We start from the raw sequence: 25,275 nt of genomic DNA on the forward strand, positions 1-25,275 counted from the left end.
CGTGTTTGAGCGAGCTTGCGAGTGAGTTTTGCATTTTCAACGAAATGAGCCATAGGGATTCTTTATTTACTGACATGGAGTCAAATTGATGTTAAAAAAGAAATATAGATAACTAAAATTGATTAATAATCGCTAATGCAAAGGTACTTTGCTGTAAAACTAACGATATATTAGAGAACCTTGTTTAGCTAGATAAATTATAGTTTAATAATAAAAAAAGGCTGTACAGACAATTTGTACAGCCTTAATATCAATTTAATTAGAAGAATTTAGAATATGCAGCATCGATCATTTTTGCACAAGCTTCTACTTTTGGCATATCTTCTGCTACTAATTCTGGTAATGGATTTCTTACGCTTCCACAATCTATTCCTTCTCTCATTTTTAAGATTGCTTTCATTACTGCGTATAAGTTTCCTTTACATCCACACATTGCATAGATTATTCTACATGCTTCATATTGAATTTCTCTTGCTTTTGCAATTTCTCCTGCTTTGAATAATCTTTCTATTTCTAAGTATAATTCAGGCATTACTCCATATGTTCCACCGATTCCTCCATCAGCTCCCATAGCTAGTCCTGATAATAATTGTTCGTCTGGACCATTGAATACTACTCTTTCTGCTCCTAGTTCATCTTTGAACATTTGAATGTCTTGTACTGGCATTGATGAGTTTTTAACTCCTATTACTCTAGGGTTTTTCATCATTTCTTTTAATAATGACATTGTTAATGATACTCCTGCTAATTGAGGAATATTGTAGATTATAAAGTCAGTATTAGGTGCTGCTGCTGACATATCATTCCAATATTTTGCGATTCCGTGTTCAGGTAGTTTAAAGTAGATTGGTGGGATTGCTGCTATTGCATCTACACCTAATGATTCTGCATGAGCTGCTAACTCTTGGCTATCTCTTGTGTTGTTACAAGCAATATGAGCTATTACAGTCATTTTTCCTTTTGCTATTTTCATTACGTTTTCTAGAACTAATTTACGTTCAGCTACGCTTTGATAGATACATTCTCCTGATGATCCTCCAACATATACTCCTTTTACCCCTTTATCTAATAAGTGTTGAGTTAATTTTTGTACTCCTTCAACGCTGATATTTCCTTCATTGTCATAACAAGCATAAAATGCTGGTATTATTCCTTGGTATTTTTCCACATTTCTCATTTTTAAACCTCTCCTTTTTCTTAAATACATCTATATATTTATTGTATCTTAGCCTCTAAAAATAGAATAACAAAAATAAAAGAAAATGTCAATATTCTTTTAAAAAAAAAGAAACTTTTATTTTTTCTATTTTTCTTCATCTTTATAAAACCTAGATTTTAGCCATTTCTTACTATATATATTATTTTAAAATAAATTTTTTCATTGCAAACATTCAAAGCTTTTGTTATATTATTAGGTGATTCTAACGTTTTTACTCAAAAAAATAATACATTAAGTGTGAGGTGATTAAAATAAAGAAGAATGTGCTTTTTCATATAACAAATGAGTACCCTACTTTTAGTAAATCTCTAAAAAAAATAGCTGATTATATTCTTTCAAATACTGCACAGCCACAATATCTATCTATACATCAATTAGCTGATATTTGTGATGTCAGTGAGTCATCTGTTTTTAGACTTTGTCAAATATTAGGGTTTAATGGTTATAAAGAATTTAAATATGCCCTTGCTGAAGCTAATAGTGCTACTCTTACTGATGGTGGAATAGAGGCTTATGCTGAAATACTTCCTGAAGATTCATTTGGAGAGATGGCAAAAAAACTATTTGCTTACAATGTAGCTTCAATCAACCAAACTTTACAACTAATTGATAAAGAAGCTTATTGCCAAGCTGCAAAACATCTAAAAGCTGCAAAACATGTTTACTGCTTTGGTCAAGGTGCAAGTGGAATTATGGCTCAAGAGTTGTGGGGACGTTTTATAACTGTTTCTAGTAACTTTTCATATATCACTGATCCTCACTTACAAACTATTGTAACTGCTAATTGTGATAAAGATGATGTTATAGTTCTTTTCTCATATTCTGGGGCAACTCAAGATGGACCTAGACTTTTATCTGAAGCTAAAATAAGAGGAGCTAAAACTATTCTTATTACACATTATAGAAAAAGTTTTGCTAGTGAATTTGCTGATATAATTCTACTTTGTGGTTCTAGAGAAACACCTAAACAAACTGGAAGTATCGCTGCTAAAATGGCTCAACTATTTGTTATAGATCTTTTATTTAATGAATTTTATAGACTTAATCCTATTGAAGCTGAAGAAGCAATAAAAAGAACTTCTGTCGCTATGGAAACAAAATTATTACATGAAAATAGTAAAAAATAGATTTTATATTATTTTAACAAAATTTTAACTTTTATTTATATCTTAAATTCATCATATTAATATATAATTTTATTTTTTTACATATTTTTTACATAGAATTAACATTCTTATTACACACTAATGATAATATTTTTTTGATTATAAAGTTTAATTTATTTTTTAGGAGGAAAAATGTATTTAGACATTGCATTTAATGTTCTTGGAGGATTAGGAATATTTCTATTTGGAATGGACAGTATGTCTTCAGGAATGCAAAAATTAGCTGGGCAAAGATTAAAAAAGATTCTAGCTTTATTAACTACTAATAGAGTTGTAGCTATCCTAATGGGTATGTTTGTTACTATGTTAGTTCAATCTTCTTCTGTTAGTACTGTTATGACTATTGGATTCGTTAATGCTTCTCTTTTAACTTTAAAACAAGCACTTGGGGTTATTTTTGGAGCTAATATTGGAACTACAATTACTGGTTGGATACTTGTTTTAAATATAGGAAAATATGGATTACCTATGGTTGGTGCTGGAGCTATCCTATATATGTTCTTAAAAGGTGAAAAAGCAAAAACTAGAGCTTTAACTTTCATGGGACTTGGAATGATTTTCCTTGGACTTCAACTTATGAGTAACGGTTTAAAACCTGTTAGAAGTATGCCAGAATTTGTACGTCTTTTCAGTTTATTCTCAGCTGATACTTATTTTGGAGTTTTAAAAGTTGCATTTATCGGAGCTCTTATTACTGCTATTGTTCAATCTTCTTCAGCTACACTAGGTATTACTATTACTCTTGCTGTACAAGGATTAATTGATTACCCTACAGCTGTTGCTCTTGTTCTTGGAGAAAATGTTGGAACTACAATTACTGCTTTCTTAGCAACTTTAAATGCCAATGCCAATGCTAAAAGAGCTGCTTATGCTCACACTATTATCAATACTGTTGGAGTTATTTGGGTAACTGCTATATTCCCATACTATCTTGATTTCCTTTCTAACTTTGGAAGTCCAGAAACAAATATAACTATGGCTATTGCAACTGCTCATACAATGTTTAATGTGTCAAATGTAATAATCTTTACTCCATTTATAGGTTACCTTGCTGACTTCTTAACAAAAATTGTTAAAGATGATGAAGAAAAAGTTAGTGATAGAATTACTCATATTGATGAATTGATGTTAAAAACTCCAAGTGTTGTAGTTGGACAAACTAAAACTGAAGTTTTAAATATGGGAAAAAATATTAGTGAAATGTTTAATACTTTAAAAGAGATCTATCAAACTAACAGATCTATAACTGAAGATGAAGTTAAGAAAATGAGAAAGATTGAAGATGATCTTGATATATATCAAAAAGAGATTACTACTGCTAACTTTATTATTTTAAATAATAAAAATATAACAGATAATCTAAAACTTGATACTAAAAATAACTTAGAAGTTTGTGATGAATATGAAACAATTAGTGACTACTTAATGAGAATTATAAACTCACTAAAGAGACTTCAAGATAACAATATTCCTTTAACTGAAGAGGAGAAAAATACTCTTTCTACAATGAATAGAGATACTGAAGAGTTATTTAGAAATATCAACACTGCTTATGCTACTAAAAATAAAGAGATGATGTTAAGATCTATTGAAAAAGCTAATACTATTACAGAAAATTATAGAGTTGCTAAAGATAAACATCTTATTAATGCAGGTTGTCACGAAACACCTATTGCTCTACTTACTACAAGCTACATGGATACTTTAAACTACTATAGAAGAGTTAGAGACCATATCTATAACATCATTGAAGGATTTGAAATTTAATAATAATATAAAGTTGCCTAAAGTTTTAAATAAATTTTAGGCACCTTTTTTATTATATGGTATGATATAGATATATCAAGTCTAGATAGGAGGAAAGGTTATATGGATTTTTCATTAAAACTTAAACAAAATATGAAATTGATCTTAACTCAAGATATGAAACTCTCTATGAATGTATTGGAAATGTCCTCTTCTAATTTAAAAGAGCTTATTGAGAAAGAGGTTAATAAAAATCCTATGTTAGAAATAGTTTATTCTCCTCGTTCAAACAACCATTCATCTGATGAAGAAGCTCCTTCGCCTCTTGATTTTGTATCAAAGGAGGAGTCACTTTTTGACTTCTTAGAGGAACAACTTTCCTACCTTAAACTATCTAAAAAATTTAGAGATATATGTTACTATATAATAAACAACCTAGATGATAGAGGGTATCTTTCTATCTCTAAAAACGAGATAAAAAAAACTTTTAAACTATCTACAAGTGATTTAAAAGAGATTTTCAATATTATCTACTCTTTAGAACCACATGGAATTGGTGCTGAAAATTTAAAAGATTGTTTAAAAATTCAATTAACTATAAAAGATAAAAAAGATCCTATCCTCTTCTCCCTTATTGATAATTATTTAGAAGATTTAGGGGCTAAAAAATTTGATTTTATTGCTGAAAATCTTAATATTTCCATAGATAGAGTTAAAAGCTATCTAGCTCTAATTCAAACTCTTGATCCTATTCCTGCAAGGGGATATTTTATTGGAAATAAGACTAAATATATTATCCCTGAAGCAAAGGTAGAAATTGTTGATAAAGAATTAAAAGTTACCCTAAATGAAGAGGCATTTCCTAAAATAAAACTTTCATCTTCAGATATTTCAGATAAAACAAATTATCAAAATGCTTTAAATTTAATAAAAGCTATTGAAAAAAGATATATTACCTTAGAAAAAATCTTAAATCTTTTAATAGTAAAACAATATGATTTTTTCTTTTTTGGAAAAGAGCATTTAAAGACTTTAACTTTAAAAGATATTGCTAGTGAACTTAATCTCCATATTTCCACTATTTCCAGAGCTATAAAAGAGAAATTTATTGAAACTTCTCAAGGTATAATAGAGATAAAATCTCTATTTATTGGAAGTTCTGAAACCATTATAATAAAAAAACTTATAGAAGAGTTTATACATGATGAAAATAAATACTTTCCTCTTTCTGATGAAAAAATCTCTTATTTACTTAAAAACAAAGGATTTTCTATAGCAAGGAGAACAGTTGCTAAATATCGTGATGAATTAGGAATTTTATCTACTAGAGAGAGAAAAATAAAAACTTAAAAAACACAGGAATTTTCACCTGTGTTTTCTTTAATATTATGATGCTTCTTGACTAATTTCTCCATCTATAAAGTAAGCATTTCCCAATAACTTACCATTTTCATAAAAAATACTCCAATCCCCTGCAAGTTTACCATCTTTAAAGTTTCCAACTGCATTAATAATTCCATTTGAGTAGTATTTAATATATTTCCCATTTCTTACATGGTTTTTATACTCCTCTTTTATCTCCAATTCTCCATTCTCATAATAATACTCTACCTTTCCATTTAAAAGAGTATTGCTATAATTTCTTATTGATTCTATATTTCCATTTTCATAGTAAGTTATATATTTCCCATGAAGAAGATTATTTTTAAATGATATACTCTCTTTTATTTTTCCATTTGGATAATAAATTATTTTTTTACCATTTAATTTTCCATTTTTAAAGAAAGCTCTCATTTTAATATTTCCATCTTCATAATATTTTACCCATTCACCATTGATCTTATTATCTTTAAACATCATATACTCTTCTAATTGTCCATTTGAATAAAATAGAAGAAAATCTCCATTTAACTGTCCATTTACAAACTCACTACTCTCTCTCAACTGTCCTTGAGGATAGTATTTAAGTGATTTTCCCTCTTTTATTCCAGCTATATACTCCTCCTCCTCTTTTATCTCCTCATTTGCATATTTACAGATAAATTTCCCTGTATATGGTTCACTCTCCCCTATTTTATAAGCTATACCTCCATATACTACCCTATTAAAAAACGCCTCTTCTCTCATCATTATACTATCCTCCTTTTCTATAAAATAAAAAAATCCTCAAAACCTACGAACAGTAAATTTTGAGGATAATCTGCAAAGACTTATCTTAAAAATTCACACTCGTCCTCGCAAGTTGATCTTTCTATGATCATTGGCAGGTCTCCTGACTTAGAATCACTTTACTCACACACCTTCCCAAATCTCTTCAGTGGCATTGTGTTTTCATCCTCTTTACAGTGGCGGGACCGTGTTAGAATTTCACTAACTTCCCTTTTAATTTAGTACTTAAAATACTAAAACCAAATGATTTTTCTATTTTTTTATATAAATATTATATATCTTTATTATATACTTGTCAATTACTCTTTTTAAAAGAGTATTTGCTTAATTAGCTAGATTTTATAAAAGATTATCTAATTTAAAGTTTAATTTTTATAATATCAGTTTATTATTTAAGGATTAATTTTCAAAACTTATATTTTTAATATCAACTAGCCTCCATACTAACAAATAAAGAATCCCTAGGCTCATTTCGTTGAAAATGCAAAACTCGACTTCGTCTCAAACACGTTGCATTTTCTTAACTACATTTCGCTAAGGGATTCTAGTATTTTCTATTAAATTACGGCTTTAGTTGATATTGGGATAAAATTTTTCTTTTAAGTAATTACTTAACTATTTATTATCACTCATTACTGTTTTTCCTGCTATTCTTCCAAATACTGTAATATCTGCTATAGCATCACTTCCAAGACGGTTAGTTCCGTGAATATCTCCAGTAACCTCTCCTGCTCCATAAAGCCCTTTGATTACCTCTCCTTGAGTATTTATAACTCTAGCATTTTCATCAATTTTTAATCCTCCCATTGTGTGATGAACAGCTGGTACAGCTTTCATAATATAGAAAGGTCCTTTTGCTTCAAATGGAGTTAATTTTCCTCTTTTATTAAATTCTAAATCTTTACCATCTTTAGCATATTGATTGTATTTTTCTACTGTTTTTTCAAGTTCTGCTGCATCTATTCCGAAGAAATCTGCAGCTTCTTTTATAGTATTTGCTTTTACTAGAAGTTTATTATTAAATAGATAATTCATTTCAGGTCCATGGTGATCTACAACTCCACTTGCTTTTGCTTGAGCTTCATCACAGAATTGATATGCAACACTTCCAGTTTGTTTTTTAATAGCCATTGAAATTACGTCTCTTCTTTCTAACTCTTCAACAAAACGTTTTCCTTCTTGGTTAACTAAAATACTTCCACCTGCAAGTCTAACGTCTCCAAAGTATAGTAAAGCTCCACTTATAGGATCACAAGTAGGGTAAGTTTGAATAAATTGCATATCTTCTAACTTAGCTCCTATCTTTTCAGCCATAAGGATTCCATCTCCTGTTATTCCAACAGTGTTTGTAGAAAGAACCTTCTCATCTACATCTTTATTATATTTTACTCTCATTTCAAGATTTGATCCAAATCCTCCAGTAGCAAGAATTACCCCTTTACTAGCATTTATTGTATACTCATTTTCTGGTCCAACAGCTTTTACTCCTACTACTCTTCCATCTTTTACTATTAACTCCTTTGCTGGAGTTTCATAATAAACTTTTATTCCTAATTCATCAGCTTTTTTAAGAAGTTTAGAGATCATCTCTACTCCAGTAGCATCTTTAGGTACTAAACTTCTTTCAACAGAGTGTCCTCCAAAGAAAAGCTGTCTATCTTCAAAAGTCATATTGATATAATCTTTTAACCATACTGCTCCATCTAGGGCATTATCAGCAAGAACTTTTATTAATTTAGGATCTCCTTCATTATCTCCACCTTTTAGAATATCCTTATAGAAAGTTTCCTTGCTATCTTTTATACCTTTTTTCTCTTGAATCCAGTTATTAGGTGCAGCATACTCTCCTCCTGAAATTAGAGTATTTCCTCCTGCAAATGCCATTTTTTCAAGTACAATTACATTTTTAGCACCATTGTTTTTAGCTTCAATAGCAGCTACTAAACCTGCTCCTCCAGCTCCTACTACAACTACATCTTCATTTAATTCCTTTTTAACAAGTTGTTTTGCTTCAATTTTAGGTTTCTTATTTAATTCTTTTAGATCTGCTCCAGAAGATTTTAAAGCATTTCTCACTGCCATTGCAACTGCTCTACTTGTACCAGTAGCCCCTGCTGCTCCATCTACTCTCAATGATTGGTATGCTACTACTTGTTCAGATACCTTTCTTGCTGCTGCATCTGAAAGAATTGGAGTATCTGTATTTTTTACTACCTTTACATCTTCAATTCTATTTTTAGAAGTAGTAACTTCAACTTTTACCTCTCCACGATACCCTTTTGCTTCACCAACATACTTTCCTTCTTTAAATTCTACTCCTAATGCAGTTCCAGAAAGAAGTATACACATAATTAGTCCATATAATTTTTTATTTTTCATCTTCCCACCTCTTTTTTACTTTTATTTCATTTAGTTGTTTACATTATATCCTATTTTCCACTTAAATAGAAGAAAAATTTTATTAATTGTAACATTTTTGTCACAACATATTGTTATACTAATAACATAAATCTTTCCCCAAGATGTTTTAATATATATGAAAAGAGCCCTCTATTTGTCCTAGAGGGTTCTTTTCTTTTTTATATATTTTTTAAAAGATTATCTAGTTTAAATTTTAATCTTTATAATACTAGGTTATCTTTTAAAGATTAATTTTCAAAACTTATATTTTTAATATCAACTAGCCTTCATACTAAAGAATAAAGAATCCCTAGGCTTATTCCGTTGAAAATGCAAAACTCGACTTCGTCTCAAACACGTTGCATTTTCTTAACTGCATTTCGCTGAGGGATTCTAATATTCTCTAGTGAATTACGGCTTTAGTTGATATTGAGATAAAATTTTTCTTTTTAAATATTATTTATATGTAAATATTATATTCTATTCTCTTTTAATTTCACTTCATAAACTTTTAGATGATCAATTGCCACTTTCGATATAGGGATAATACATATAATATTTATCACTGTCATAATTCCCAATCCAAAATCTGCTAAAGACCATACAAAGAAGTTTTGTTCAACTCCACCAACATATACCATCCAAACTACAAGGATATGATAAAGTTTATCAAAAATAGTTTTATCACTTAAAAAACTCATAGCATTTTTACCATAGTATGTTACACCTAATATTGTACTTAGTGAGAAGAAGAATAATACCACTACAGTAAATGGGATTCCTATCCATCCTACATGAGTTTTCATAGCCTCTTGGAAAAGTGTCATTCCTGAGAATCCTGCTACTTTATCTGCATCTGCTAATAAGATTACAAAGGCTGTTGCACTACATACAACTAAAGTATCAACAAACACTCCTAAAGCTTGAACCATCCCTTGTTTTGCTGGATCTTCAATATCTACAATTGCTGCTGCATAGTTTGAGTTTCCACTTCCTGCCTCATTTGAGAAAAGTCCTCTTCTAACTCCTTGCATTATAACTCCACCAATAGCTCCTCCTAAAAACTCTTTTCCTCCAAAAGCTTGATAGAAGATATTTGTTATCATTTGAGGTATTCCTGTAATATTAGTTATAATTACATAAGCTACAACTAATAAATATAATATTGCCATTATAGGTACAATCTTATTTAAAGCAGAGATTATTGCATCTTTTTTACCTTTACCAAAAATTATATATACAACTACTAAAGTTAAAACTATTGAAACAAATTTTACATCTGCTCTACTTCCAAGAATATTTGCAACTCCTATTGAACTGATGAAAGAGTTTATTCCACTTCCATAAGCACTTAATATAGATTCTGTCACTGAGTTTGACATTACTTGAATAACTCCAACATAACAGATAATAGATGCTATTACATATATTGCTCCAAGCCATCTCATATTTAATCTCTTCTCAATTATCCAAGGAGTTCCACCTTTATACACTCCATCTTTTATCTTTGTTCTATAAATTACTGCTAAACTTGATTCAACAAAAGATGTTGATGCTCCTAACAGTGCTACAAACCACATCCAAAATAGTGCCCCTGGTCCTCCTATTGAAACAGCTGCTACAACTCCTGAAATATTTCCTGCTCCTACTCTACATGCTGTTCCTAAAAAGAATGTCTCAAGAGAACTAACTCCATCTTTATCATTTGTTTTATTATCTTTTAATATTCTGATTATATCCCCAAATAATCTAAATTGCATAAATTTTGTTCTAACTGTAAAATACAATGCTGTACCTATCAACATTACAACTAATATATTTTTTCCCCACAATAGATTATTTACCCAATCAATTACCATTCTAATACTTTCCACAAGTCTATCCTCCTATACTGCCTTTTGTTACAATAGATATATAGTATCACTATTTTATAAAAAAATAAAACCTTCAAAAAAAATAATTTTATGTTCGGATTATTTTTCTTAAAGGCTTATTTATTAGGGTTTTCTATTTTATTTTCTTTTAATTTTTGTTCGGTATAATAAAATTATTACATCATCTCTTCTGCTTCTTTTTCTCTCTCTTTCTCTAAATAGTACTCTACAATCTTAATATCTATATAATTATCAATATCAGTAGAATATCTATTTTCCATTATATAAGCTAATTTTCCATCATTTAAACTTGTATCATTATTAAAGTCCTTATCTAACTTTTGAATATAGATTGCTCCATCAACTTTATAAAATTTTGGAAAATCTTGTCTTCTCATTGTACTATTCATATGCAATAGATTTTCTACTGTATCATCTTCATTTAAAGTTCTCATCAATATTGGATGCTCCTCTACCTCTGTAACACTTACAAGACTTCTCTCTTCACTTGCAAAAATCTTTTCAATAGCCTCATCTACATGCCAGCTTTTTCTCAATGGAACTGTATTTTGTAATAAAACAACATAGTCGTATGGTCCATCCATCTTATTCATTGTATCTACTGCATGAACTAAAGCATCTATTGACTTAGAAGTATCCTTTGCAAGCTCTGCTGGTCTCATAAATGGAACATCTCCTCCACACTCTTCAGATACTCTTTTTATTAAAAGATCATCTGTTGAAATAACTGTTCTATCTATATACTTTGAGCCTTTAGCACACTGTATTGAATAGTGAATAAGAGGTCTACCTCCAACATTGATTATATTTTTTAATGGTACTCCTTTGCTCCCACCTCTAGCTGGAATTACTGCTAATATCTTTTTACCTTTGTACATTTTTCCACCTCACTATAATTTTTTTCTAAGTATCTCTATTAAATAAAAAGAGTTAAATGATTTTAACTGTATCACTGCTTGTTCCCTATACTCTTTAATAAAGAAGTCTATTATAAAAATTGTAAATACTTGAGTTATTGCAGTTGCCATTGCTGCTCCATTGATACCAAATCTTTTAATTAATATATAATTTAGTATAGCATTTATTCCAAGCCCTGCTGTTGTCTTATAAAAACTTTTCTTAGTTATCTCCTTCAATGTCATATGCCCAGTTTGTAAAGCTCCATTTGCCTTCATTAAAACTGCTAAAGTCAAAATACTATACACCATAATTGCTGGAAGATAATCCTTTGAAAAAATATATGGGAACGCTATTCTAATAACAAAAATTGAGGAGAAACACCCTAATATATATAATTGTGTTATCAATACATTACTTTTCAAATAAAACTTAATATACTCTCTATAATCCTCTTTAAATAGATTTATCATCTTAGGGAAAAGTGAAGTCTGCATAGGTACAATCATTATTGCAAAAATATCAGCAAGTTGCACCCCAATAGTATAAATTCCTACTTCTTCTTTTCCTAATAAAACTCCTAACATTATTTTATCTAACTGAGTATACATTAAAAAAGAAATATAACTAGCCCATAGATAAAAACTCTCTTTCATCATATCATGTAATAAATTTTTATCTAACTTCCCTTTTTTATCCTTTTTATACTCTTTAATATACATATATTTCAATAGTGCCATTCTAATCAAGCTACCTATACATCTTATTACAGGAACTGCAATAATAGAGTATTGCATCACTATTCCTAAATATTGCAAAGTATATGATACAAGCTTTACAATATTATTTGAAACTACTATCTTTCTAGCTTGTAACTTATATTCAAAAAAGTTTTCTATTCCTGTTGTAGAGGTAGTTAAAATATTATCAACACACAATAAAACTAAAATTATATACAGTGTCCTATCTATATTTAAAAATTTCCCCACTACAAGAGCAAAGAAAAATAGTGCAATAGCTATCATATTTCTAAAAAAAGTAACATTATATACTACTGAATGATAATTTTCTTCATCATAATACTTCTTTATAACTCTACTATTTAAAATCTCAAAAAATATAGCTGAAAATGCCACTATTGACACAGCAAAACTATATATCCCATAAGATGAACTTCCATAATAGTTAGCTATCTTTACCCCTATAAAAAATTGTAGAACCAGTATAAAAATTCTATCAAAGATCAGCCAACCTATATTTTTTATTATTTTTCCCATGCCTACCGCCTATTTTGAATTTAAACTTTCCAACGAAATATCTCCAAACTTATCTAAAAGCTTTTTATTTATCTTAGTTCCATAAAAATCAACTTTGCAATCTTTTCCTATTCCCAATGCTGCTGTTGAAAAAATAGTAACTGCCCTTTTAAATTCTATTCCCATTAACAATAAAATCTCAAAAGGAAAAACATTATCTAAAATCAGAGCCTTTGGAAAATGTTTTCTATAATCTGTTTTCTCCCTCGGATGAGTCTTTATTATCATATTTTCACTGTTGTAATTTTTCATTATCTCTTTGTAAATGTCTAATTTCTCATCCTCTGACATTATCTCATCTTCTGATAGTGGTTGAGTTAAAAGAATTTCATCTCTACCTTTAATTTGATTTAAAATATCTTTTTCAAAGCCAAATATCTCTAATATCTCTAACTTTTCCTCTTCTGTTTTACTATCCCATAATTTTTGGAGATCTATTATTTCAACTTTTTCCTCTATGCTTTTAGGGATCTCAGCTATTCCTGTTAAATATATTTTCTCTATATTCTTAGACTTACCAAAAGGGATATAAGTTGAATACATTCCTCTAAAAAATAGTTTTATCTTCTCTTTTACAGTTCTCTGTGGAGCTTGATAATCAATATAGTTAATTGTTCCATCTTCGATTAAATATCTAAATTTATCTCTAAATGGAAGAGCTATATCCATACTATCATTTCCATAGATCTCTAAATCTTTTACCGTTAATTTTAGCCATAAAGCATAGATATGCCAATAAAAAATCTCATAATAATATGATAAAAACTGATATAATTTTCCCTTTCCATCTCTAGTTAATGATTTTAATACCCCATAACCTGAATATCTACATCTGCTTTTCTTCTCTAAATTTGAAAAAATAGCTCTAGGAAACATCTTTCCAAATAGAAAATATGTATCTTTCCAGTCCTTTTTTAAAAGCAAATATAGAAAAAAGCTGTAACTTGTATTTACAATTAAAATTTTCATCTGTCCTCCAACGAAATTTATTTATGAGTTATTTTATCATTATTTAGAAAAGTTTTAAACAGAAAAATAAAAAACTCTTGACCCTTAATTGATTATTCCCCATAATCTATCAATCGTCAAGAGATATTTTTTTTCAATTACTCTATTTCTTTTGCTATTTAGCTATAAATTTTTTACTCATTTCTTTTATTTTATCAAACACATAATCTGGATCAATTAAATTATATTGTCCATTGTAATCTAATCCCTCACAATTTCCTACATCACCAGGTTCTACCCCTTGATGTCTTTCGTTTGCATTAGATAGCCACTCTTTTTTTGATGCACTTGGACTAAAAATAGCAAAACTAGGGATATCTAAACTTTGAGCCAAATGTCTAGGTCCACCCTCATTTCCAAAGAAAAAGTCACAATTAGCTATAACCATTGCCAATTCTCTAATACTCTTAGTATTAATATTTACAAAAAGATCTTCCTTATCTTCAAATTTCTCATAGAATTTCATTATAAAATCTTTTTCATCTGGAGAATAGAAGAAAATAACCTGCCCTCTTAACCCATCTCTAACTCTTTCTACAATTTTCTTCATCTTTTCTGTATTGTATATTTTAGATTCTCTTCTTGAATTAGCTGCACAAATATAAACTGGTCTGCTGAAATTTACTCCAGCATCTAACATTCTCTTTCTCATTTGAGATCTCTCTTCAAAAGTTAAAGTAATAACATAGTTATTATCATATGTAATATGATAATCTTTTTCCAAAGGTTTTAACATCTTTAAAAACTTATCTACCTTATCCTTTGCATCTCTAGGTTCATCTATTTTATAGTTATATGTATATCCTCTCTTTGGTTTTCTTCTTCCTATTCTATATCTGCTTCCTAAAGAAAATAGAGTGAAAACCTCACTTTTAGGAGTTGACATAATATCAATAACTATATCATATTTTTTTCTTGTAACCTTCCATACTTTTGCTAGGTATTTAAAAGGATTTTTTTGCTCCTCTTTAGTTATAGCTATTACATTATCTATATACTTATGATTTTCAAATAAAGGAGAGATATGCTCATATACTACATAATCAACCTCTGCATCTGGAAAAGTTCTCTTTAATGTATTACAAATTACAGAACTTAATATAGCATCTCCTATTTGTTTAAATCTAACTACTAAAATTTTCATTTTTTACCTCTTGTATTTTTAATAATTGCTAATTACTTTTTTGCCATCAAATACATATCCTATTTTAACTATATCTTTCACTCCATACTCTTCCAATTCAATATAATATTTCTTATCATCTATTTGACTTAAAGCTCTCTTAGCTTCTTTTTCCATATCACTACTATTAGCCCTCTTTAATTCTAAAATATATCCTGCTTTGTTTTTATCTTTTGGAAATAAGATTATATCTGCTCTACCATACCCCACTTCCATATTTGATTTAGTTCTATAATAACCATCTAAAGCATGGAAAAATCCTGCTAACAGCATGTGATAAGAATTTTCATACCTTTTATCTGTATCATGAAAACTCATAACAGATAGTATTAATCTCTCTATTGACCTATCTAATTGCCTTAAATTTTTGTCATATAGAGCATCTCTCAACTCATCTACTACTCTATATTCTCCAAAGACTATTGTTAAAAATTCATCTTTAAAAAATCTCATAATCTCCATATTTGGTATTCTCACTGAATATCTTCCATCATCTAGTTTTTCTTTTACAGTTAAATATCCTGAATATAGCATTAACTCCCATACTTCACTTACTGACAAATTATTCCCAAGTCTTACATTATCTGTTATTCTTACAGCTACTTCCTCTTGGTTAAATATTTTTTCAAGAGTTGCCAATCCCTCTTCTCCTGATTTTTGTAAGAGCTCTCTTATCATAAAGTTTGAACTTGTATTTATCCAATATGCTTTTAACTCTCTATTTTTTACAAAATTTAATATACTCCAAGGATTATATATTTCATCCTTACCAAAGCTATATCCATCATACCATTTTTTTACATCTGATATTTCATATTCAATTTGGTAATATTTAAGCATATTCTCTACTTCTTTTTCTGTTAACCCAAAACTTTGACTATAATCATTATTCAATGTTGTATAGCTTATGAAATTATTTAAATCAGAAAATATTCCAGCTTGAGCTACTCTAATAATTCCTGTAAGCATTCCCATTTGAAGATATTCATTTGTTTTAAGAGCATCCCCATAAAATGCCTTTAAAAAATCTCTCATCTCTGGATAATAACCTTTTTTATATGCTGTCATAACAGGGGAATCATACTCATCAATAAGGACAATTGTTTTTTGATTATAGTATTTATAAAGTAACTCAGTTAAAAATGCTAATGAACCTTCTAACTGTATATTTGTACTATTTCCTTTGGCTATATTTTTAAATTTTTCAATTTCAAACTCATCAAGATTTTTCATTAAAAAAGTATATTTTCTATATAAAGTTGAAATTTTATCTTTTATTCTTTCAAGAGAGGCTTCAAAAGTAGAACTGCTTATACCTTTCATACTTATAAAAATTACAGGATATTTACCCTGCTCTGATATATATGGAGAATTTTCTATATATAAGCCATTAAATAGCTTTCTATTTTCTTCACTATCCTCTATATCAAAAAAATATTTAAGAGTAGACATGTTAAGAGTTTTACCAAATCTTCTTGGACGACAAAATAATTTTACTTTTGTTCCATCAATTAATATATCTTCTATAAATTTTGTTTTATCAATATAATAATAATTTTGCCTTATTATATCTTTAAAATTTTCTATCCCTATTGATATTCCTTTTAACATAATTTCCCCCTCTCTTATGCCTAACATACCATCTGTATGATATTAATCAATTTTTCTTATACATCTCTTCATAATATTTTTGATAATCTCCACTTGTTACATTCTCTAGCCACTCTTGATTATCTAGATACCATCTTATTGTCTTTTCTATTCCTATTACAAATGGAGTTTCTGGATACCATCCTAGCTCTTTTACTATTTTACTTGGATCTATTGCATATCTTGCATCATGTCCCAATCTATCTTGAACATAAGTTATTAAATCATAATTGATATTTTCTAAATCTGTTTTTAATATTTTTCTATATTCAATTTCATCTTTCATTATTCTTGAAATTGTATCTATTATCAATTTTACTATATTAATATTAGTCTCCTCATTAAATCCACCAATATTATATACCTCTCCTAATCTTCCCTTTTCAAGAACTATATCTATTCCCTTGCAATGATCCTCTACATATAACCAATCTCTTACATTCATTCCATCTCCATATACTGGAAGTAATTTTCCATGAAGTACATTATTTATTATCAATGGAATTAATTTTTCTGGAAATTGATATGCTCCATAGTTATTTGAGCATCTAGTTATATTTATTGGCATATGATATGTTTCCATATATGCCATAACTAACATATCTGCACTTGCCTTTGATGTTGAATATGGTGATTTAGGTGATAATGGAGTTTCTTCAGTAAAGAATTTAGTCCCAAAAGTTTTTACTTCTCCTCTATTTTCAAGCAAAATATCTAAATCCTTATCATTAAAAGTAAGTTCTTTTCCTTCTGGTATCTCCTTTTTTAAACTTCCATAAACTTCATCTGTTGATACTTGTAGATACTTTTTGCCCTCTTTATATATAGGATATCCCTTTTCATCTTTACCTACTGTCCAAAATTTCTTCGCTGTGTCTAAAAGAGTTTGTGTTCCTAAAATATTTGTTTCAAGGAATAGTTTTGGATTCTCTATACTTCTATCAACATGTGATTCTGCTGCAAAGTTTACAACATAATCAATATCATATTTAGAGAAGATATTCTCTACTAATTCATTATTACAAATATCTCCCTTTACAAATTCAACTCTTTTATCTTTTAATTCATTTTCTATATTTTTTAAATTTCCAGCATATGTCAATTTATCAAGGATAACTACAAAAATATCTTTATGCTTATTTAAAATATATTTTAAAAAGTTTGCTCCTATAAAGCCTGCTGCTCCTGTTATTAGATAATTTTTCATTATAACTCCTTTAAACTCTTATTAGTACTATATTTTTCTTTTTTATTAACTTTCTTTATATTTAGCCATAAATAATTTTATATCACTAAATAATTTTGTATTTTCTTTTATCCAATTTATATCTTTATCCCACCATCTAAACTTTACTAAAAAATTTATTTCTTCCTTAGAGAACCTATAACTTTTTATTTTTGCAGGAACTCCAACTACAATAGCATAAGGAGGTACATCTTTAGTAATCACTGCTCCCATTCCTAAAACTGCTCCATCACCTATTTTTACTCCATTTAATATTTTAACATTTGCCCCTATCCAAACATCATTTCCAATTACACAATAAAAATCACTATCTGCATAAGAAAAAATATTATCATATTTTTTTATTTCTTTTATTTCACCTAATAAAGATTCCATATAACTAAATGGATGAGTACTTACATAATGAATTGGATGATTTCCAATTACAACTTCTACATTCTGTGCTATTGACACATATTTTCCTATTTTTGTCCTTTCTATATGACAATTATCTCCTAAATAAGAAGCATAACCTATTTCTGAATGATTTATTAAAGTATTCTTTCCTATTTTATTTTTTCCAAATAGCTTACTTTTTCTTATCTCTGAAGTTTCTTTTATAAAAATTTCATGTTTTTTATATTTTCTTATTTCAAAATATTTTTTTATTTTTTTCCTTATAACTTTAAACATAATTTTCCTTCTTTATAAAATACTTTTATATTCTTTAAAAGATTGATGTTTTTTATCTTTTTCAGATAAAATTATATCTTCCACTTTTAAATTATATTTTTCAAAATTCCATTCTATATCTATATCACTATCATTCCACATTATTCCCGAATCATATTCTGGATGATAAAAATCTGTACATTTATACATAAATTCTGTCTCATCTTCCAAAGTTAAAAATCCATGTGCAAAATCTTTAGGTATAAAAAACATCTTTTTATTTTCTGCACTTAACTCTACTCCAAACCATTTTCCAAATGTTTTACTATCTTTTCTTAGATCTACTGCTATATCAAATACAGCTCCTTTTATTACTCTTACTAATTTTCCTTGTGAATGTTGAGTTTGAAAATGCAATCCTCTCAATACACCTTTTTTAGATTTTGAGTGATTATCTTGTACAAATTCATCTTTTATTCCTATCTTCTCAAATTCTTTTTTATTATATGATTCTAAAAAGAAACCTCTATTATCTCCAAAAATAGTTGGCTCTATTATATATAATCCCTCTATTCCTGTTTCTATCTTTTTAAACTTTGACATTTTCTATCTCTCCTTAATAAGATTCATTAGATATTTTCCATATTCAGATTTTAGAAGTGGCTCTGCTAATTTTTTTACTTTTTCTTTTGTTATCCAACCATTTCTATATGCTATCTCTTCTGGACATGCTACCATCACACTTTGTCTTGACTGAATTGTTTTTACAAAGTTACTTGCATCTAAAAGTCCATCATGTGTTCCTGTGTCTAACCATGCCATTCCTCTTCCCATACTTACTACATTAAGAGTTTCTTCATTTAAATACATCTCATTTAAAGTAGTAATTTCAAGCTCTCCTCTTTTTGAAGGTTTTACTTTTTTAGCCTTTTCTACTACTGTGTTATCATAAAAATATAGTCCTGGGATTGCATAATTTGATTTAGGTTCTTTTGGTTTCTCTTCTAAAGAAATAGCTTTTCCTTCACTGTCAAACTCTACAACACCAAAATCTTTAGGGTTAGATACATAATACCCAAAGATTGTAGCTCCCTTTTCTCTTGCTTCTGCCTCTTTTAACATACCTGTAAATCCATGTCCATAGAAGATATTATCTCCAAGAACTAGTGCACATGAATCATTTCCTATAAATTCTTCTCCAATCAAAAAGGCTTCTGCAAGTCCATTAGGTTGTTCTTGAACTGCATAGGATATAGCTAAACCAAAATCACATCCATTTCCTAAAAGCTCTTCAAATACAAGTATATCACGAGGTGTAGATATAACTAAGATATCTTTTATGCCAGCTAACATAAGAACTGATAATGGATAATAAATCATAGGTTTATCATAAATTGGTACTATCTGCTTTGATATTGCTTTTGTAACAGGATAAAGTCTTGTTCCTGACCCTCCTGCAAGTATTATTCCTTTCATTTTTCCCTCTTTTCTATATTGCTAAATATTTCATTAATAAATCCTTCAAATGAATACTTTTCCAAAATTTCGTTATCTATCTCTTTATACTCCTCTTTAAAAAACTTAATAGGAATTTTATTTATATCCTCAATACTATCAACTATACAAATATTTTCTGGAGTGTAAAAATCATAATTTTTTATATCTTTATTTGTCGTTATCAACTTAGTTCTGTATCCTAAACATTCTAATGAACGTAAACTTAATCCATTTTGATTTTTAATGTTTTTTTCAAAAGTTACCTGTGCTTTTTTTATATTTCTTATATTTTCAGCATACGGAACTCTTTCGTATGTTAAAATTTTAGAATTAGCTGCTTTCATTCTTTTCTTTGAAAATAATCTTATATTTTCTTTCAAATTATTTTTTTTACAAAATTCGTATAATTCACATATATATTGGTATCTTTCTTTATCCCTATTTTCTCCTAAAAAATATACATCAATATCTTTTTGAATATTTTCTTCTTTTTCGATATAAAAACTTGGTCTCCATTTTATATTATTTTCTACTGCATCAGTTTTTTCAAAAGTGTAAATATAATCATAACTATTTTTTAACTCTTTTATTTTTTCACTAGAAAATTTATCCCATAAAAATAATATAAACCTTATTTTAGAATTTTTTTCTTTTACTAATTTTATAAATTCTTTTGAATAATATATTCCACCTATCATAAGAACATAATCTATTTCTAAAAAATTTTTTAAAATTTCACTATAATATTTTAAATTTTGTTTTTCTAACAATGGTTCCATATACTTTTTTAAATATTTTTTTCTATTTAATTCTTTTAATATTTTCTCATAAAAACTTATATCTTTTTTTAATTTTTCACTACCATAAAAATATTTAGCTTCTAAAAAAATATTATTTAATTTTTCAATTAATATTTCTTTTTGATTTATCATAATTCTATCTAAAGATAATATAATTTTTTTATCATTCATTAATTTTACCAACCTTTTTTATATTAATTTATTTCTATAATACCAAATTTTTCTTTTAATTTAGGATACTTTTTTGTCCCTATAAATTCTATCTTACTTTTTTCTTTAAAATTTAATGCTGCTGTTGAAAAAATTGTAATTACTTTATCAAATTTTATATCTAACAGCAATAATACTTCTATAGGAAATTCTTTACTTATTATATTGACTTTTATATCTTTGAATTCAAAAATATAATTAGTTTCTTCTCTTGGATGTTCTTTAATAAAAATTTCTTTTATTTCTCTTTCTTTTAAAATTTCCTTATACATATTAATTTTCTCTTTCTCATCTATTATTTCATCTTCTGATAATGGTTGAGTTAATAAAAGAATTTTATTTTTACTATTTTCTAAATTTTTAATTTCATTTAAATTTATATTAAAAATTTCTAAAATTTTCTCTTGTTTTTCTTTTGATAATTTTTTCCATTTATTCTCCAAATTTATTAACTCTACTTTGGATTTAATAATTTCAGGTATTGGTAAAATTCCTGTTAAAATAATTTTTTGTATTTTTTCCGAAATTCCTAAACTAGGGTATATTTTTTTTACTCCATAAACAAAATTTTTTCTTAATTTTTTTGAAAAATTTAATTTTATCTTGCTCTTTGCTATTGCTTTTTCTAAATCTTGAATATTATAGTTCATTGTTCCATCTTCTACTAAGATAAACTTAGCCTCATAATTATTAAAAAAATATTGTGCATATTTTCCTTTGTCACAAATATAAAAATCTTTATTTTTTATTTTTTTAAAAAAAATTAATTTTATTATTCTAAAAAATATAGCTCCTAATATATAATCTATTATTCTCAAACTTCTTTTTTCTTTTATTACAATTTTATTTTTTATATTTTTTGCTATACTTTTTGAAAATTTACTTGAAAAAAAATAAAAATTTCTATCCAAATCATTTTCTAATAATAAACAAACAAATAGACTATATATTGTTTCTATATAAAAAAACTTTTTTACTTTCTTTAATTTAAACAAATTTATCTATCCCCACTTTTAAATTCTATACTACAACAAACAAAACTTACCATTAACCAAAATAGCATAGGATCCCATCCATGTCTCCAGATAGGCCAAGCCACTCCAAAAGTATAATAACTAATCAAGCCTCCCATCATTCCTAAACTATAAAGATATTCACTATTTTTTAATAATATATATGGTAATATTCCAAATATAAAAATAAGTTGTACTACTAAAAAAAGTCCATTATCTGTTAAAGAATTGAAATACATACTATGTGCATCATCAAATCCATCTTTAAATGCTTGTTTATATACTCTCTGAACTTCTGTTTCTTCTGGCATATTATTTACATATTCTCTATATAATTTATCATCTTGTTTAGTTCCACTTCCCATAATAGGATGTTGTTTAAATCTCCAAATAGCATTTTTCCACATTTCTACTCTTATTCCATTGGACATATTATTTAAACTTACTTTAGCATTAAAAGTATTACTTTTAAATCTAGCTGAATATGGTGTTTGTAAGAAACCAAATAATAAAAATCCTCCTAAGATACAACTAGTAATAATTATTTTTATATTTCTATTAAATAATAATACTCCCAATACTCCAATAACAAAAGCTAATAAAGCAGCTCTTGTTTGAGTAATAATTAATAAAAAAATAGTAAAAAATAAAATTATTCCATTTAAAAATTTATACCTTAACTCTTTAAGTTTTATTATATTCCCAAAACAAAAAGCTCCAACTACTGCAACTAAAACTGCAACATCCATTATTCCTTCAAAACTACTAAATCTATTACGTTTCTTTTCTATAAAATAAAAATTTATTCCTCTAATTATTAAAGTTATATAACTTATTGTTAAAGATATAATAAAATTACGCAAAATTATTTTATTATTTTTTACTAAAGGATATAAATAAAATATAATTATTGCATATCTATTTATTTTTAAATATGCTCTTGCTGCCCTATAATTAAAATCAGCACAAAAATTCCATACAGTTCCTCCTAATACAAGAAATATTAAAAAATTTCTTAATTTATTGTTTCCGCACTCTAATTTTTCTTTATAATAAAATATATCTATAACCAAACAACCTATCATAATTCCTAAAAAAATTTTAGCTAAATCAAAATTTGAAAAAAAGCTTAATCCAAATAAATATAGATTTATTTCTTTAAATTTTAAATATTTTTCTTTTACAGTACCTTTCATATCTTCCATCCTTTTTTTCTAAGTTCTTTTTTCTTAGACTTTATTTTTTTTATTAACTTAGTATTTTTAAGATTCTTTAATAAATAAGCTAAATAAAACCATATATTTTTTCCTTTTAAATAATACTTCTCTCTAACATTATAATTTAACTCTTTTACTAACAAATCATTTTCTAAAGTAAAAATATCATACCATCTTTTAAAACTTCCTATTTTTTCTTTTTTACTTTGAGTATCTAAAATTCTTATTTTATTTCCTTCTTTTATAAAGTTTGAAGTATTCAAATCCCCATGATATATTCCAACTTTATGGATTTTTTCTACTAATTCCATTATCTTGTCTATGTCTTCTATACTTGATATTTTTTCTCCTTCAACATATTCCATTAAAAGATAACTTTGCTTTATTGTTAGATTTTTCTTTACTAAAGCTGTAATAGGTTTTACTAATTCTTCTATTCCTAACTCAATAGCTTCTGTTGTATTTATTAAAGTACTTAATGCTTCACCTTTTTTAAATAAAGTTTGTATTTTCCTTTGAGGAATAATAACTTCTGAACGAAACTCCTTTAAAATATAGCTTTTATTTCCTATATCTACTTGTGCTACATAATTTCTTTTAGTATTTTTATAAACTTTTTTTATTCTATAATCTCCATTTAAAATTATTTTTCCCAAAGTTATAGCATTACTTTCTTCTTGTGAAAAAAATATTTTCCAATCTAAATATTTTTCCTCTGTTAATTTCAATTTAATCTCCTTAAATTTCATCTATTAATTTTTCATACTCTTTTAAAACATTTTCTTTTTTGAAATCTTCTCTTCTTTCTTTCATACTTAATATATATCTATTTCTTAAATTTTTATCATTTAATACTTTTTCTATTTTCTCTGCCAATTCTTCACTCTCGCCAACATTAAATAAAATTCCACTCTTTCCATTTTCTAAGATTTCTGTTGGTCCCACAGGGCAATTTGAAGAAATTACTAGTTTATCTAATATTGCAGCTTCTATTAATACAAGCCCAAAGCCCTCATATTTAGAACTATGAATAAAAAAATCTGCATTGTTTAGCCATATATATGGATTTTTAAATCTTCCTAAAAGTTTAACTTCTTCAATTAAATCATATTCCTTTATCATATTTTTTATTTCTTCTTTTGAAGGACCATCACCAACAATATATAATTTTTTATCAATTCCTTTTGACTTTAAAATCTGAAAAGCTTTTAATAAAGTTTTATAATCTTTTTGTACTGTATCTAATCTTGATATAGCAATACAATAATCTTCTTTCAATAAATTTCTATCTTTTTCATTTAATTCACTCAAATCATCTTTTAAATTTAAAACTCTTGAAAAATTAAAAGGATTATATATTCTTATTATTCTTTCTTTTAAATTTGGATAAATATCTGTTAATTCCTCTTTCATCTCGTCACAGATAGCGATTATTTTATTATATTTTTCTAACCTTTTTCCAAATCTTTTAATCTTACTTTCACTTTTTTTCAGATTAGGAATTGAATTATGTATCCATACCACTTTTTTATCTGCTTCTATATTTTCAATATATTTAGTTGCTCCAGCATCATAATCAATAAATACATCTATTTTCCCTAATTTTTTTATTAAATTTTTTAAGTTCTTACTTTTTATATATGTTTCTATATTCATATAAATATTATACATTAATTTATATAATATATTTTTTCTTCTTGATTTATAATAGTTAGTTTTCTCTATTAACTTTTGAGGTTTTAAAAAATAATATGGTATTTCTTTAGGAATATCCTTCTCAAAAATATTGTCCTCTCCACAATCATCATCAACAACTAATGTTAAATTATATTTTTTTTTATCTATATTTTGTAAAACCTCTATTAAAACTCTTTCTAAACCACCCATTCTAAGGCTACCACTTCTTATTATCACATTTTTTTTCATCATTTTAATTCCTCTAACGCTTTTTTAAAGCTTTCTACTGATATACTATTTATTCTTTCATCTGGA

At 27.1% G+C, this 25,275-nt stretch carries 21 protein-coding genes and 1 riboswitch; of the genes, 3 read left to right on the forward strand and 18 right to left on the reverse strand.

Going from position 1 to position 25,275, the window contains the following annotated elements; genetic code table 11:
- Window positions 1-259: 259 nt before the first annotated feature.
- Window positions 260-1,177, reverse strand: a complete 918-nt coding sequence (locus tag I6E31_08725) for a dihydrodipicolinate synthase family protein (protein MCF2640049.1) — start codon at window positions 1,175-1,177, stop codon at window positions 260-262.
- Window positions 1,178-1,461: 284 nt separating this feature from the next.
- On the opposite strand from I6E31_08725, the gene I6E31_08730 reads away from it, so the two are divergent.
- The 3 genes from I6E31_08730 (at window position 1,462) to rpoN (ending at window position 5,481) form a co-directional block, all read left to right on the forward strand.
- Entirely contained in the window at window positions 1,462-2,346 is an 885-nt protein-coding gene (locus I6E31_08730) for a MurR/RpiR family transcriptional regulator (GenBank protein MCF2640050.1), read from the forward strand.
- 171 nt (window positions 2,347-2,517) lie between these two features.
- On the forward strand, window positions 2,518-4,152 hold the full coding sequence (locus I6E31_08735) for a Na/Pi cotransporter family protein (GenBank protein ID MCF2640051.1): 1,635 nt from the start codon (window positions 2,518-2,520) through the stop codon (window positions 4,150-4,152).
- Between the two features lie 102 nt (window positions 4,153-4,254).
- Complete coding sequence (rpoN, locus tag I6E31_08740) at window positions 4,255-5,481, forward strand: RNA polymerase factor sigma-54 (protein MCF2640052.1); 1,227 nt, start codon at window positions 4,255-4,257, stop codon at window positions 5,479-5,481.
- Between the two features lie 36 nt (window positions 5,482-5,517).
- Here rpoN and I6E31_08745 read toward each other — a convergent pair whose 3' ends face one another.
- The 17 genes from I6E31_08745 to I6E31_08825 form a co-directional block, all read right to left on the reverse strand.
- Window positions 5,518-6,264 carry a toxin-antitoxin system YwqK family antitoxin gene (locus I6E31_08745; GenBank protein ID MCF2640053.1) on the reverse strand — a complete coding sequence of 249 codons (747 nt, stop codon included), beginning with the start codon at window positions 6,262-6,264 and terminating at the stop codon, window positions 5,518-5,520.
- A gap of 111 nt (window positions 6,265-6,375) precedes the next feature.
- A riboswitch (cobalamin riboswitch) is annotated at window positions 6,376-6,559 on the reverse strand.
- A 356-nt stretch (window positions 6,560-6,915) separates the two neighbouring features.
- On the reverse strand, window positions 6,916-8,679 hold the full coding sequence (locus tag I6E31_08750; protein MCF2640054.1) for a flavocytochrome c: 1,764 nt from the start codon (window positions 8,677-8,679) through the stop codon (window positions 6,916-6,918).
- A gap of 494 nt (window positions 8,680-9,173) precedes the next feature.
- A complete protein-coding gene (locus tag I6E31_08755) occupies window positions 9,174-10,574 on the reverse strand; it encodes a sodium:alanine symporter family protein (protein ID MCF2640055.1) in 1,401 nt (466 codons plus the stop codon).
- Between the two features lie 176 nt (window positions 10,575-10,750).
- The gene (locus tag I6E31_08760; GenBank protein ID MCF2640056.1) at window positions 10,751-11,473 is read right to left on the reverse strand and encodes an acylneuraminate cytidylyltransferase family protein; all 723 of its coding nucleotides are present in this window, start codon (window positions 11,471-11,473) and stop codon (window positions 10,751-10,753) included.
- Between the two features lie 12 nt (window positions 11,474-11,485).
- Window positions 11,486-12,769 (reverse strand): oligosaccharide flippase family protein, encoded by a 1,284-nt coding sequence (locus I6E31_08765; protein MCF2640057.1) that lies wholly within the window; start codon window positions 12,767-12,769, stop codon window positions 11,486-11,488.
- A gap of 9 nt (window positions 12,770-12,778) precedes the next feature.
- A complete protein-coding gene (locus I6E31_08770) occupies window positions 12,779-13,777 on the reverse strand; it encodes a hypothetical protein (GenBank protein ID MCF2640058.1) in 999 nt (332 codons plus the stop codon).
- A 154-nt stretch (window positions 13,778-13,931) separates the two neighbouring features.
- Window positions 13,932-14,960 (reverse strand): glycosyltransferase family 9 protein, encoded by a 1,029-nt coding sequence (locus I6E31_08775; GenBank protein MCF2640059.1) that lies wholly within the window; start codon window positions 14,958-14,960, stop codon window positions 13,932-13,934.
- Between the two features lie 18 nt (window positions 14,961-14,978).
- The gene (locus I6E31_08780) at window positions 14,979-16,610 is read right to left on the reverse strand and encodes an AAA family ATPase (protein MCF2640060.1); all 1,632 of its coding nucleotides are present in this window, start codon (window positions 16,608-16,610) and stop codon (window positions 14,979-14,981) included.
- A gap of 46 nt (window positions 16,611-16,656) precedes the next feature.
- Window positions 16,657-17,856 carry a dTDP-glucose 4,6-dehydratase gene (locus I6E31_08785; protein MCF2640061.1) on the reverse strand — a complete coding sequence of 400 codons (1,200 nt, stop codon included), beginning with the start codon at window positions 17,854-17,856 and terminating at the stop codon, window positions 16,657-16,659.
- Between the two features lie 45 nt (window positions 17,857-17,901).
- The gene (locus I6E31_08790) at window positions 17,902-18,270 is read right to left on the reverse strand and encodes a CatB-related O-acetyltransferase (protein MCF2640062.1); all 369 of its coding nucleotides are present in this window, start codon (window positions 18,268-18,270) and stop codon (window positions 17,902-17,904) included.
- Between the two features lie 309 nt (window positions 18,271-18,579).
- Entirely contained in the window at window positions 18,580-19,149 is a 570-nt protein-coding gene (rfbC, locus tag I6E31_08795; GenBank protein ID MCF2640063.1) for a dTDP-4-dehydrorhamnose 3,5-epimerase, read from the reverse strand.
- 3 nt (window positions 19,150-19,152) lie between these two features.
- Window positions 19,153-20,022, reverse strand: a complete 870-nt coding sequence (rfbA, locus tag I6E31_08800) for a glucose-1-phosphate thymidylyltransferase RfbA (protein ID MCF2640064.1) — start codon at window positions 20,020-20,022, stop codon at window positions 19,153-19,155.
- The gene (locus tag I6E31_08805; protein MCF2640065.1) at window positions 20,019-21,014 is read right to left on the reverse strand and encodes a hypothetical protein; all 996 of its coding nucleotides are present in this window, start codon (window positions 21,012-21,014) and stop codon (window positions 20,019-20,021) included. The genes rfbA and I6E31_08805 overlap by 4 nt, the downstream gene beginning before the upstream one ends.
- A gap of 23 nt (window positions 21,015-21,037) precedes the next feature.
- Entirely contained in the window at window positions 21,038-22,048 is a 1,011-nt protein-coding gene (locus I6E31_08810) for a hypothetical protein (GenBank protein ID MCF2640066.1), read from the reverse strand.
- Between the two features lie 2 nt (window positions 22,049-22,050).
- A complete protein-coding gene (locus I6E31_08815) occupies window positions 22,051-23,262 on the reverse strand; it encodes an O-antigen ligase family protein (GenBank protein ID MCF2640067.1) in 1,212 nt (403 codons plus the stop codon).
- Window positions 23,259-24,032, reverse strand: a complete 774-nt coding sequence (locus I6E31_08820; GenBank protein ID MCF2640068.1) for a lipopolysaccharide biosynthesis protein — start codon at window positions 24,030-24,032, stop codon at window positions 23,259-23,261. The genes I6E31_08815 and I6E31_08820 overlap by 4 nt, the downstream gene beginning before the upstream one ends.
- Entirely contained in the window at window positions 24,022-25,209 is a 1,188-nt protein-coding gene (locus tag I6E31_08825) for a glycosyltransferase (protein MCF2640069.1), read from the reverse strand. The genes I6E31_08820 and I6E31_08825 overlap by 11 nt, the downstream gene beginning before the upstream one ends.
- Between the last annotated feature and the right edge of the window lie 66 nt (window positions 25,210-25,275).

This window comes from Fusobacterium varium (assembly GCA_021531615.1).
GTDB classification, from domain to species: domain Bacteria; phylum Fusobacteriota; class Fusobacteriia; order Fusobacteriales; family Fusobacteriaceae; genus Fusobacterium_A; species Fusobacterium_A varium_C.